Here is a 12,286-nt window from a genome sequence, read left to right as displayed (position 1 = left end):
GCGGGGGTGTACGGGGGTGGTGGTGTGGAAAGGGCGGAAGGTCACCGCGCGCGGCGGCTGCGGGCCGCCTGCTCGATGGCGGCGCGGTAGTGCGCGGCGGTCCCCTCGGCGGCTCTGGCCCACGTGAACCGGGCCAGCACCCGCTCGCGCCCGGCGGCGCCGAGGCGGGTCCGCAGCTGCGCGTCGCCCAGCAGCCGGCCCAGCGCGGAGGCCAGCGCGCCCGCGTCACCGGGCGGCACCGCGAGGCAGGTCTCGCCGTCCGGGCCCGTGACCTCGGGGATCGCACCGCCGGTGGTGGCGACCAGCGGGGTACCGGTGGCCATCGCCTCGGCGGCGGGCAGCGAGAAGCCCTCGTACAGCGAGGGCACGCAGGAGATCTGCGCGCTGCGCACCAGGTCGACGAGCTCGGCGTCGGTGATGCCCTTGACGAAGCGGACCGCGTCCTGGAGTCCGTACGTTTCGATCGCGCGGGCGACCGGGCCCTGCTCGGCACGCTTGCCGACGACGACGAGGTGCGCCTCGGGCTGCTCGGTGCGCAGCTTCGCGAGCGCCTCGACGAGGTGGACGAGGCCCTTGAGCGGGACGTCGGCGCTGGAGGTGGTGACGATCCGCCCCGGTACCTCGGCGACGGACGCGTCGGGCGACCACAGGTCCGTGTCGGCGCCGATGTGGACGACGTGGATGCGCTCGTCGCGCACGCCCAGGTGCTCGGCGATCTCCTGCCGGGAGGAGCCGGAGACGGTCAGCACGGAGGGCAGCCGGCGGGCGACGCGCCCCTGCATGCGCGTGAAGCCGTACCAGCGCCGCACGGAGGCCCGCTTGCGGCGGCTCTTGGCGGCGGCCAGGTCGAGCGCGCGGTCGACGGTGATGGGGTGGTGGATGGTGGTGACGAGCGGCGCTCCGAGGTCGGCGAGGAGGCCGTAGCCGAGCGTCTGGTTGTCGTGGATGACGTCGAACTCGCCCGCGCGGGCGGCGAGGTGGCGCCGGGCCCGCAGCGAGAAGGTCAGCGGCTCGGGGAATCCGCCGGTCCACATGGTGGCGACCTCGACGGCGTCGATCCAGTCCCGGTACTCGTCGCGCTTCGGCGTACGGAACGGGTCGGGGGACCGGTAGAGGTCGAGGCTCGGCAGCTCGGTGAGCGTGGCACCGGTGTCGAGGACCGGGTACGGCTGCGCGCCGATGACTTCGACGCTGTGGCCGAGCTTCACGAGCTCCCGCGAGAGGTGCCGCACGTAGACGCCCTGGCCGCCGCAGAACGGGTTCCCCTTATAGGTGAGGAGTGCGATGCGCAACGGGCGGTCGCCGTCGGTGGCGGAACCCGCGAAAGGGCTCTCCACCATGGCCTCAGCGGTCACTCTCGGCCCCCTTCTCCCTGCACTTTCGCCGGAGCGTAACCGCTCGCATAATGTAGAACAAGTTTCAGACTTGATCCGTCGAAGACCATTGAATCTACCGGCCGGAAACCACACCGTAAGAGGCGGAGCAGGTGATTCGCGCCACGGCCCGGACGCCTGCGATGCTGGCTGCCGATCACCGGTCGGCCACCGGCCGAACAGGACGCGCACAGCCCGGAAGACAGCACCGCAACGACACGGAACGCCATGGAACGGGACAGATGACAGCGGACGCGAAAGCCGTCGCCACGACGGCGTCCCCTCCCCTGACGGAGCGCCAGGAGGCGCGCCGCCGCCGGATCCTGCACGCCAGCGCGCAGCTGGCCAGCCGGGGCGGCTTCGACGCCGTCCAGATGCGGGAGGTCGCCGAGGCGGCCGGGGTCGCTCTGGGCACTCTGTACCGGTACTTCCCGTCGAAGGTGCACCTGCTGGTGGCCACGATGCAGGACCAGCTCCAGCACATGCACACGACGCTCCGCAAACGCCCCCCGGCGGGTGACGATCCGGCGGCCCGGGTCGCGGAGACGCTGATGCGCGCGTTCCGCGCCCTCCAGCGGGAACCGCACCTCGCGGACGCGATGGTCCGCGCCCTGACGTTCGCGGACCGCAGCGTGAGCCCCGAGGTGGACACGGTGTCCCGGCTGACCACGGCGATCATCCTGGACGCGATGGGTCTGGACGCCCCGCCGACGGCGGAGCAGCTCTCGGCGGTCCGGGTCATCGAGCACACCTGGCACTCGGCGCTGATCACCTGGCTCTCGGGCCGCGCCTCGATCGCCCAGGTCAAGATCGACATCGAAACGGTCTGCCGCCTGATCACACTGACGGGGGCGGGCGCGGGATCCCCGGATTCGGCCTGAAGGCACCGGGCGGACCGGCGGGGACCCGGGCCGGGCCCCCGCCGTGCCCCTACTCCTCCGGGGGGAACACCGCCTCGCCGGTTCCCGCCAGCGTGATCAGGATCGCCTCCACCGGGCAGCCCTCCGCCGCCGTCAGGACCGGCTCGTTCGCGTCCGTCTCCGGGTCCCGGGGATGCGACTGGCGCGCCGAGTCCAGGGCGAAGCCCTCCGGCGCGTGGTTCACGCACATCCCCGAGCCGATGCAGACCCCCCGGTCCACCTCCACCACCCAGCGGTCGCCCATCAGGCACCCGCCGCGTAGCCCGCCGGCAGGTGGATCATCTTGTGCTCCAGGTACTCGCTCAGCCCCTCGGGCCCGAACTCCCGGCCCACACCGCTGTTCTTGTAGCCGCCGAACGGCCCCAGCATGTCCAGGCTGAAGGTGTTCACGTTGAAGGTGCCCGTGCGCACCTGCCGGGCGAAGTCGACGCCGTGCTCCACGTCCCCCGTCCAGACGCTGCCGCTCAGGCCGAACTCCGAGTCGTTGGCGACCCGTACCGCCTCCGCCTCGTCCCCGTACGGGATCAGGCACACGACCGGTCCGAAGATCTCCTCGCGGGCGATCCGCATCGAGTTGTCGACGTCTCCGAAGAGCGTCGGCTCCACGTACCAGCCCTGCTCCAGCCCGGCCGGGCGGCCGCCGCCCGCCAGGACCTTCGCGCCCTCCTCCTGCCCGATCCGGATGTAGTCCAGCGACCGCTGCTGCTGGCGCCTGGCCACCAGCGGTCCGAGCTGCGTCGCCGGGTCCAGCGGGTCGCCGACCACCAGCGCGCCGGCCGCGGCCGCGAGGGCCTCGGCGACCTCCTCGTACCGGCTGCGCGGCGCGAGCACGCGGGTCTGGGCCACGCACGCCTGCCCGTTGTTCATCCAGGCCGCCGGGACGATCCCGGCGATGGTGGAGTCGAGATCGGCGTCCGGCAGGATCACGGCGGCGGACTTGCCGCCGAGTTCGAGCGTGACCCGCGTCAGGTTGCGGGCGGCGACCTCCATCACGCGCCGGCCTGCCGCCACCGAGCCGGTGAAGGCCACCTTGTCCACGCCGGGGTGGCCGACCAGGTACTCGCTGACCTCCCGGTCCGCGGGCAGGATCGACAGCACGCCCTCCGGCAGCCCTGCCTCGCGGGTGATGTCGGCGAGGATGTACGAGTCGAGCGGCGACTCGGGGGACGGCTTGAGGATCACCGTCGACCCCGTGAGCAGCGCGGGCGCCAGCTTCGCGGCGGCCACGAACTGCGGCACGTTCCAGGGGATGACGGCCGCGACCACGCCCACCGGCTCCCGGCGCACCAGGATCGGCCCGAGCGCGCCCTGGCGGTGCTCCTCGTACGGATAGGCGCGCGCGACCTGGATCGCGGCGTCGTAGACCATCATCGGGCCGAGCGCCTGCGCGAGGACGCTCCAGGAGTACGGGGATCCGTTCTGCGAGCTGATCGAGCGGGCGATTTCCTCGTGCCGGACGGCGATCGCGTCCTTGATCCGGGTGACGACGGCGATCCGCTCGTCCAGGGACATCCGGGGCCAGGGCCCCTCGTCGAAGGCCTTGCGCGCGACCGCGACGGCGCGGTCCACGTCCGCGCGGGAGGCGTGCGGGACGCTGCCGATGACCTGCTCGGTGTGGGGGGAGACGATCTCGATCGTGTCGGTGCCCAGCGGATCCGTCCACTCACCGCCGATGAACAGGTGTCCGTGTTCCACGAGCTCGGTCATGGCTGATGCCTCCTGCGGCTTGGCGTTCCCGAACTGATACCAGTTCTAGTTCCAGGAGTCCACGGCCAGGACGGAACGGGCGGGAAGATCCAGACGGGGGTTGCGACTAGTCAGAACCGGCCGCAGATGGTCGACTTGGGCGACTACTGAAACACGTTCTCGTGAGAGTGAGCCGGGCGGCGCAGACGCGGCCGGGCGCAGCGCAGACAGGGAGCCCTCATGCCGCAGGACACGCCGTCACAGGACACGCCGTCGCAGGACACGCCGTCACCCGGCACACCGCCGCAGGCCGCACCGCGGGCAGTACCGCCGACCGCGCCCGGGGCCGGGCCCGCCGCCCCCGCCGCCACCCCGCCCGCCGCCCCGCACGCCGCCCCGCACGTCACCGACCACGGCGGCGGCGTCCTCGGCATCAAGGTCCCGATCCCCGACAACCCGCTCGGCCACACCCTCGTCCACGTCCTCGACACCGACCGCGGCCCCGTCCTCATCGACACCGGCTGGGACGACCCGGAATCCTGGGACACCCTCACCGCCGGCCTCGGCGCCCTCGGCATCGCCGTCGCCGACGTCCACGGCGTGGTCATCACCCACCACCACCCCGACCACCACGGCCTGTCCGGCCGGGTCCGGGAGGCCTCCGGGGCCTGGATCGCCATGCACGCCGCCGACACCGAGATCGTCGTACGGACCCGCTCCGCCGAGCCCGGCACCTGGTTCGACTACATGAGCGAGAAGCTGGCCGTCGCCGGAGCCCCCGAGGAGCACATCGCCCCGCTGCGGGCCGCCCGCGAGAGCGGCCGCCTGCGCACGCTGCCCGGGCTGCGGGCCGCCGTCCCCGACCGGGAGATCGTCCCCGGCGAGCTGCTCCCCCTCGCCGGGCGCAGGCTGCGCGCCATCTGGACCCCCGGGCACACCCCCGGCCACGTCTGCCTGCACCTGGAGGAACGGCACCCGGCGAACCTCCCCGGCAACGGCCGCCTCTTCTCCGGGGACCACCTGCTGCCCGGGATCTCCCCGCACATCGGCCTCTACGAGGCCCCGGAGGACACCCGGGTCACCGACCCCCTCGGCGACTACCTCGACTCCCTCGAACGCATCGGGCGCCTCCACCCGGCCGAGGTGCTCCCGGCCCACCAGCACGCCTTCACCGACGCCCCGGCCCGGGTGCGCGAGCTGCTGGACCACCACGAGGAGCGGCTGACCGGCCTGTGGGAGCTGCTCGCCGAGCCGCTGACCCCGTGGGGGCTGGCGGAGCGCATGGAGTGGAACCGGCCCTGGGAGCAGATCCCGTACGGCTCCCGCAACATCGCCGTCTCGGAAGCGGAAGCCCATCTGCGGCGGCTGGTGAAGCAGGGGCGGGCGGAGGCGGTCCCGGGCAGCGACCCGCTCACGTACCGCGCACTGTGACGGCGGCGGGCACCGGGGTAAGGGGTGCTACGCCGGGACGCCACCCTTCCGGGCTGTTACGGGCCGGTACAGTTGACCCGTCGTCCACCCTTCCGTACGGGGGGAAGCCGGTGCGATTCCGGCGCTGACCCGCAACCGTGACCCGCCCAGGCCCTTGCCGGGCGGGGAGCCGGACTGCCCCGTACGCGAGGTGCGCGGCTCGCGCCGCCGGAGCCCCGGCGGCCGGCACCGTCGAGGTAAACGGAGCCGGAGCCCGGTGCCCTGTACGGGCCTGCCTCCTGCTCCCCGGTACGAGAGGCACCCGCCCCCCATGAACGTCCGCCGCAGCGCAGCCGCGCTCGCCGCCTCCGCCGTGCTCTGCGTGGGCGCCGCCCCCGCAGCCCTCGCAGCGCCCTCCCCGTCCGCCCCGCCGGCCCCGGTGATCCCGTCCGGGCTGTTCGGCAAGAAGGACCCGACGTACGACGGCGTGTGGCGGCAGTCCTTCGCGCTGCTGGCCCAGCACACGGTCGGCGTGAAGCCGGCCAAGGAGGCCGTCGACTGGCTGGTCGGCCAGCAGTGCGCGGGCGGCGGCTTCGCCTCCTTCCGCGCGGACTCCGCCGCTGCCTGCGACGACAAGACGATGTTCGACACCAACGCCACCGCGATGGCCGTGCAGGCGCTGAAGGCGCTGGGCGGGCAGGACGCGGCGGTGAAGAAGGGCGTGGACTGGCTGAAGTCCGTCCAGAACGAGGACGGCGGCTGGGCCTTCGTCCCCGGCACCCCGAGCGAGGGCAACTCCACCTCCATCGTGATCAGTGCGCTGGCGGTGGCGGGCGAGAAGCCGGCCGACGTGAAGTCGAAGGCGGGCAAGTCCGCGTACGAGGGCCTGCTGGCCTTCCAGCTGGGCTGCGCCGCCGAGCCGGCCGCCGACCGCGGCGCCTTCGGGTACCAGCCGGGGCCGGACGGCAAGCTGCCGGCCAACGCCGACGCCACGGCCGCCGCGGTCCTGGCCGGCCTCGGGCAGGGCGCGGTCGTGTCCCCCGCCGCCGCGGACACCCCCGCGGCCGCACTGACCTGCCCGGCGACGGACGCAGCCGACCCGGCGGCCGCGGCCCAGGGTGCGGCCGGCAACCTGGCCGAGACGCTGAAGAAGGACGGCCACCTCATGGCCGTCACCCCGGGCGCGGACCAGCCGACCGCGGACATCGGCAACACCGCCGACGCGGTGATCGCCCTGGCCGCGGCCGGGCACGAGCAGTCGGCGGCGGGCGCGCTGGAGTGGCTGAAGACGAACTCGGCGGAGTGGGCCAAGGACAGCCCGGCGGCCCTCGGCACGCTGGTCCTGGCCGCGCACGCGACCGGCACGGACCCGAAGGCGTTCGGCGGCACGGACCTGGTGTCGGCCCTGAACGCGACGGGCCCGGCGTCGAAGGCGGCGGAAGCCAAGGCTGACGAGTCGAAGCGGTCGGAGAAGTCGGAGAAGCCGGTCTCGAACGTCTGGTGGATCGTGGGCGCGGGCCTGGCCGCCGGCATGGGCATCGGCGTCCTGCTGAGCGGCCGCCGGAAGAAGAACCAGCTCTGATGCGCCGCCGCGGCCTGACCCCGCTGGTCCTCGCGTTCGGCGTCCTGCTCACCCTCCTGGCGTCCGCCCCGGCGCTGGCGGCGGGCTACCGCTACTGGTCGTTCTGGGAGGGAACCGGCGGCCAGTGGCAGTACGCCACGCAGGGCCCCTCGACGGCCCGTCCGGCCGACGGCTCGGTCCTGGGCTTCCGCTTCTCGGTGAGCAAGGACGCGGCGGCCGAGGCGGCGAAGCCGCGTGCGGCGGCCGATTTCGCGGCGGTCTGCGCGGGCACTCCGGCGGTGGAGGGCCGCAAGCGGATCGCGCTGGTCGTCGACTTCGGCGTCCCGGCGGACGCCCCGGCCGGCGACGCCCCGCCGCAGGACGCCCCGCGCACGGCCTGCGCCCAGGTCGCCCCGGACGCCACGGCGGCCGAGGCCCTGGCCCAGGCCGCCAAGCCGCTGCGCTACAACAGCGCGGCGCTGCTGTGCGCGGTGTCGGGCTACCCGAAGCAGGGCTGCGGCGAACCGATCGCGGACACGGCGCAAGAGCCGAGCGCGGATCCGAGCGCGAAGCGGAGCACGGACCCGAGCACGGAAACGAGCGCGAATCCGAAGCCGTCGGCGGAGCCGGAGGCCGAGGACGGCGGCCCGTCGACCTCCCTGCTGGTCGGCCTGGTGGCGGTGGCCGCCCTGGCCGCGGCCGCGGTCTGGCAGTCCCGCCGCCGCCGATGACACCGCCGACCACCCCGGACGGCCCGGCACTCCGGGCCACCCGCACGGCAGGTGCGGGTACGGCCCGGACCCGCCGTCCCGCACCCGGCGACCTGACCCCGGCCGGGCCCGGGCGGGCCGGGGCGGGTGGTCCCGGGTTCCGCGCTTCGTACGAAAAGATCTCGGCCCCGCGGGCCCGGCGCGGCAACGCCCTGCACGCGGGGGCGTGGTGGCTGTGGGCCCTCGGGCTCGCCACCGCCGCCTCGCGCACCACCAATCCGCTGCTCCTCGGCCTGATCACCGGCGTGGCCGGCTACGTCGTCGCGGCCCGCCGCACCGCCGCCCCCTGGGCCCGCTCCTACAGTGCCTTCCTCAAGCTGGGCCTGTTCGTCATCGGGCTCCGGCTCCTCTTCTCCGTGCTCCTCGGCTCCCCGATCCCCGGTGCGCACCTCCTCTTCACCCTCCCCGAAGCGCCGCTGCCCGACTGGGCGGCCCAGGGGATCCGCATCGGCGGACGCGTCACCGCCGAGCAGCTCGTCTTCGCCTTCTACGACGGCGCCAAGCTGGCCACCCTCCTCGTCTGCGTCGGCGCCGCCAACGCCCTCGCCAATCCGGCGCGGCTGCTGAAGTCCCTCCCGGCCGCCCTGTACGAGGCGGGGGTCGCCGTGGTCGTCGCGATGACCTTCGCGCCGAACATGGTCGCCGACGTGGCCCGGCTGCGGACCGCCCGCCGGCTGCGCGGACGCCCCACCGGCGGCGTCAAGGCCGTCCTCCAGATCGGCCTGCCCGTCCTTGAGGGGGCGCTGGAGCGTTCCGTCGCCGTCGCCGCCTCGATGGACGCGCGCGGCTACGGGCGCAGCGCGCAGGTCCCGCCCGCCGTCCGGCACACCACCAACGTCCTCACGCTCGGCGGCCTGCTCGGCATGTGCGCCGGCACGTACGGGCTGCTCGCCGCCGAGGGTGCCGCGTACGGGCTGCCGGTCCTCGTGATCGGCCTCGGCCTGGCGCTCGCGGGCCTGCGCCTGGGCGGGCGGCGCAGCATCCGGACCCGTTACCGGCCCGACCGGTGGGGGTGGCGCGCGTGGGTGGTCGCCGGTTCGGGTGCGGCGGTCGCCGCCGTCCTGATCCGCGCCGGGACGCTCGATCCGGCCGCCCTCCAGCCCGGCGTCGTCCCGCTGGTCGCGCCGACGCTCCCGCTGTGGCCGGCGGCGGCGATCCTGATCGGCCTGGTCCCGGCGTTCGCGGCCCCCGTACCTCCGAAGGAGGCATCGCAGTGATCCGCTTCGAGCAGGTGTCGGTCACGTACGACGGCGCCGCACGCCCCACCCTCCGTGATGTGGATCTGGTGATCCCGGAGGGCGAGCTCACGCTCCTGGTCGGCCCGTCCGGCGTCGGCAAGTCCACCCTCCTCGGCGCCGTGTCCGGCCTGGTCCCGCACTTCACCGGGGGCACGCTGCGCGGCCGCGTCACGGTCGCGGGCCGCGACACCCGCACCCACAAGCCGCGCGAGCTCGCCGACCTCGTGGGCACGGTCGGCCAGGACCCGCTCGCGCACTTCGTGACGGACGTGGTCGAGGACGAGCTCGCGTACGGGATGGAGTCGCTGGGCCTGGCTCCGGCCGTCATGCGCCGCCGGGTCGAGGAGACGCTCGACCTGCTCGGCCTGAACGAACTGCGCGACCGGCCCCTCGCCACCCTCTCCGGCGGCCAGCAGCAGCGGGTCGCGATCGGCTCGGTCCTGACCCCGCACCCGAAGGTCCTGGTCCTGGACGAGCCCACCTCGGCGCTGGACCCGGCGGCTGCCGAAGAGGTGCTCGCGGTGCTCCAGCGCCTGGTGCACGACCTGGGCACGACGGTCCTGCTGGCGGAACACCGCCTGGAGCGGGTGGTCCAGTACGCCGACCAGGTCCTCCTCCTCCCGTCCCCGGGCGCGCCGCCGGTCCTCGGCAGCCCCTCCTCGATCATGGCGGTCTCCCCGGTCCACCCCCCGGTGGTGGCCCTGGGCCGGCTGGCGGGCTGGTCCCCCCTCCCCCTCTCGATCCGCGATGCCCGCCGCCATGCCGCTTCCTTCCTGACCCGCCTGCCGACGGCACCGGCATCGACATCGGAACCGGCACTGGTACCGGCACTGGCACCGGCACCGGGGGCCGGGGGCGGAGCCCTCGGTTCCGGGAAAGGGCGGGGTGGGGACGAAGCCCCGCACAGCGGCCCCGCAGCCCGCCCCGGCCTCCTGGCCCGCCTGCTCCGCCGGAGCGGGCCCACCACCGGCCCGGCGCGCGGCGCGGCCGGCGCCGACGGCCGGACCGCACCCCCGACCACCCCGGCGGAGCACGTGGCCCAGGTCACCGGCCTCTCCCTGCGCCGCGGCCGCGCCGAGGTCCTCCACGGCATCGACCTCCGCGTCGCCCCCGGCGAGACCATCGCCCTCATGGGCCGCAACGGCGCCGGCAAATCCACCTTCCTCGCCACCCTCGTCGGCACGCTGGCCCCCACCACCGGCACCGTCACCGTCCGCGGCCGCACCCCCCACCGCACCGCCCCGCAGGAGATGGTCCGCCGCGTGGGCCTCGTGCCGCAGGAACCGCGCGACCTCCTCTACGCCGACACCGTGGCCGCCGAGTGCGCTGCCGCCGACTCCGACGCCGGCGCGGCCCCCGGCACCTGCCGGGCACTCGTCTCCTCCCTGCTCCCCGGCGTCCCCGACGACACCCATCCCCGGGACCTCTCCGAGGGCCAGCGCCTGGCCCTGGCCCTGGCGCTCGTACTCACCGGCCGGCCCGCCCTGCTCCTCCTCGACGAACCGACCCGCGGTCTGGACTACGCGGCCAAGGCCCGCCTGATCGAGGTCCTGCGCCGCCTCGCCGCCGACGGGCACGCCATCGTCCTCGCCACCCACGACGTGGAGCTCGCCGCCGAGCTGGCCCACCGGGTCGTGATCCTGGCGGGCGGCGAGATCGTCGCGGACGGCCCGACCGCCGAGGTCGTCGTCTCGTCCCCCGCCTTCGCACCGCAGGTGGCCAAGATCCTGGCCCCGGCCCACTGGCTCACGGTGACCCAGGTCGCCAAGGCCCTGACCGAACCGGCACCCGAACAGAGGCCCGAGCCCGAACCGGCGTCGGCACCGGCACCGGCTCCCACCCCCGACCCCCGGGCCGAGGACGCCGGATGAGCGCCCGCCCCCTGCGCATCGGTCCTCGTGCCGCCGCCGCGCTGCTCCTCGTCACCCTCATCGGCATCGCGGCCTTCGGCTGGCCCCTCCTCGCCGACCGCCAGTCCGGCCTCGCCCACTCCCAGGACGCCCCCTGGCTCTTCGCGGGGCTGCTCCCCCTCCTCGTCGCCGTCGTCGTCGCGACCATCGCCGACCAGGGCATGGACGCCAAGGCCGTGGCGATGCTCGGCGTGCTCGCCGCGGTCGGGGCGGCCCTGCGCCCCCTGGGCGCCGGCACGGCCGGCCTGGAGCCGATGTTCTTCCTGATGGTGCTCAGCGGCCGCGTCCTCGGCCCGGGCTTCGGCTTCGTCCTCGGCTCGGTCACGATGTTCGCGTCCGCGCTGCTCACGGGCGGGGTCGGCCCGTGGATGCCGTTCCAGATGCTGGCGATGGGCTGGTTCTCGCTGGGCGCCGGCCTGCTGCCCGGCGCCCAGCGGCTCCGGGGCCGGGCGGAGCTGCTGATGCTGGCGGCGTACGGGTTCGCCGGCTCGTTCGCGTACGGCACGATCATGAACCTCCAGGGCTGGGTGCTCTTGCAGGGCATGGGCCAGGGCATCTCGTTCCACCCCGGCGATCCGGTCCCCGCCAACCTGGCGCGCTTCGCCGCGTACTGCGCGGCGACCTCGCTGGGCTGGGACCTGGGCCGGGCCGTGCTGACCGTCGTACTGACCCTCACGATCGGCGGCACGCTGCTGAAGGCGTTGCGGCGGGCGGTGCGGAAAGCGGCGTTCGAGGCACCCGTTTCCTTCGGTTCGCGTTGAAAGTGGCCCGGCGCACACACCATTTCGTGTAGCGGATCACGACAGAACGTGACATTCAGGCCGCCGCCCGGTGACCCGCCCCACAGGACCCACGTCACATACGGCCCGCGGTAGTAGGCCCCACCACCCCCAGGCCGCGCCCACAAAACCCGCACCGACCTGCACCAACACCGACGTAAGCAGCCGGGGCCCGATGGCCCTCCGCTGCGAGGACGGCTAGTACCGGGGGCCGTTGCCAGCGCCCCGCCGGCCTGGCTAACTGGTGATGTCGCCACGGCGGCGGGGCCTTCGCCCCCCGCCCGACGAACCCCTCTCCACCGCGTGAGTGGCTCACGCATGCCCCCGGGTATGCGGCGACCGCCCTTGTCCCCGTCGGAAGGTTTCCTCCGTGTCGAAGTCCGTCATCCGCCGTATCGCCGCTTCCAAGAAGACCCTCGCCGGCTCGATCGTCGCCCTGGGCGTCGCCGGTTCGATGCTCGCCACGGTTCCCGCCCAGGCGGCTCCCACGAGCGCCAAGGCGATCGCCCAGCAGATGATCAAGGACCCGGCGCAGTTCGCGGCCTTCAACAACATCGTTTCCCGCGAGAGCGGCTGGAACCACACCGCCACGAACGCCTCCTCGGGCGCCTACGGCCTGGTCCAGGCCCTGCCGGCCTC

The 12,286-nt window shown here is 74.3% G+C and carries 10 protein-coding genes, 1 pseudogene and 1 riboswitch; of the genes and pseudogenes, 8 read left to right on the top strand and 3 right to left on the bottom strand.

Annotated elements, in window-relative coordinates:
• Positions 1-41 precede the first annotated feature (41 nt).
• The gene (locus tag AB0M92_RS26040; protein ID WP_366104708.1) at positions 42-1,355 is read right to left on the bottom strand and encodes a glycosyltransferase family 4 protein; all 1,314 of its coding nucleotides are present in this window, start codon (positions 1,353-1,355) and stop codon (positions 42-44) included.
• Between the two features lie 260 nt (positions 1,356-1,615).
• Here AB0M92_RS26040 and AB0M92_RS26035 point away from each other — a divergent pair, with 260 nt between their 5' ends.
• Positions 1,616-2,254 (top strand): TetR family transcriptional regulator, encoded by a 639-nt coding sequence (locus tag AB0M92_RS26035; RefSeq protein WP_366104707.1) that lies wholly within the window; start codon positions 1,616-1,618, stop codon positions 2,252-2,254.
• Between the two features lie 49 nt (positions 2,255-2,303).
• On the opposite strand, the gene AB0M92_RS26030 is transcribed toward AB0M92_RS26035, so the two are convergent.
• Both AB0M92_RS26030 and AB0M92_RS26025 read right to left on the bottom strand, forming a co-directional pair.
• Positions 2,304-2,537, bottom strand: a complete 234-nt coding sequence (locus AB0M92_RS26030; RefSeq protein WP_366104706.1) for a ferredoxin — start codon at positions 2,535-2,537, stop codon at positions 2,304-2,306.
• The gene (locus AB0M92_RS26025; RefSeq protein ID WP_366104705.1) at positions 2,537-4,000 is read right to left on the bottom strand and encodes an aldehyde dehydrogenase; all 1,464 of its coding nucleotides are present in this window, start codon (positions 3,998-4,000) and stop codon (positions 2,537-2,539) included. The genes AB0M92_RS26030 and AB0M92_RS26025 overlap by 1 nt, the downstream gene beginning before the upstream one ends.
• A 219-nt stretch (positions 4,001-4,219) precedes the next feature.
• Between AB0M92_RS26025 and AB0M92_RS26020 the strand changes: the two genes are divergently transcribed.
• The 7 genes and pseudogenes from AB0M92_RS26020 to AB0M92_RS25990 all read left to right on the top strand — a co-directional run.
• Positions 4,220-5,410, top strand: coding sequence for an MBL fold metallo-hydrolase (locus tag AB0M92_RS26020; protein WP_366104704.1), 1,191 nt, complete (start codon positions 4,220-4,222; stop codon positions 5,408-5,410).
• A gap of 100 nt (positions 5,411-5,510) precedes the next feature.
• Positions 5,511-5,590: riboswitch (cobalamin riboswitch) on the top strand.
• 130 nt (positions 5,591-5,720) lie between these two features.
• Positions 5,721-6,971 carry a prenyltransferase/squalene oxidase repeat-containing protein gene (locus AB0M92_RS26015; RefSeq protein WP_366104703.1) on the top strand — a complete coding sequence of 417 codons (1,251 nt, stop codon included), beginning with the start codon at positions 5,721-5,723 and terminating at the stop codon, positions 6,969-6,971.
• On the top strand, positions 6,971-7,681 hold the full coding sequence (locus tag AB0M92_RS26010) for an SCO2322 family protein (protein WP_366104702.1): 711 nt from the start codon (positions 6,971-6,973) through the stop codon (positions 7,679-7,681). The genes AB0M92_RS26015 and AB0M92_RS26010 overlap by 1 nt, the downstream gene beginning before the upstream one ends.
• Entirely contained in the window at positions 7,678-8,937 is a 1,260-nt protein-coding gene (locus AB0M92_RS26005) for an energy-coupling factor transporter transmembrane protein EcfT (RefSeq protein ID WP_366104701.1), read from the top strand. The genes AB0M92_RS26010 and AB0M92_RS26005 overlap by 4 nt, the downstream gene beginning before the upstream one ends.
• A complete protein-coding gene (locus AB0M92_RS26000; protein WP_366104700.1) occupies positions 8,934-10,829 on the top strand; it encodes an ATP-binding cassette domain-containing protein in 1,896 nt (631 codons plus the stop codon). Before AB0M92_RS26005 ends, AB0M92_RS26000 begins: the two co-directional genes overlap by 4 nt.
• Positions 10,826-11,629 (top strand): ECF transporter S component, encoded by an 804-nt coding sequence (locus AB0M92_RS25995; RefSeq protein ID WP_366104699.1) that lies wholly within the window; start codon positions 10,826-10,828, stop codon positions 11,627-11,629. The genes AB0M92_RS26000 and AB0M92_RS25995 overlap by 4 nt, the downstream gene beginning before the upstream one ends.
• 388 nt (positions 11,630-12,017) lie before the next feature.
• Positions 12,018-12,286: pseudogene (locus tag AB0M92_RS25990) on the top strand (lytic transglycosylase domain-containing protein); the annotation flags it as partial.

This window comes from Streptomyces sp. NPDC051582, from assembly GCF_040681715.1.
GTDB lineage: Bacteria > Actinomycetota > Actinomycetes > Streptomycetales > Streptomycetaceae > Streptomyces.
Note: the sequence above shows the minus strand (reverse complement) of the source record. Positions and strands in the feature narration are given on the sequence as shown.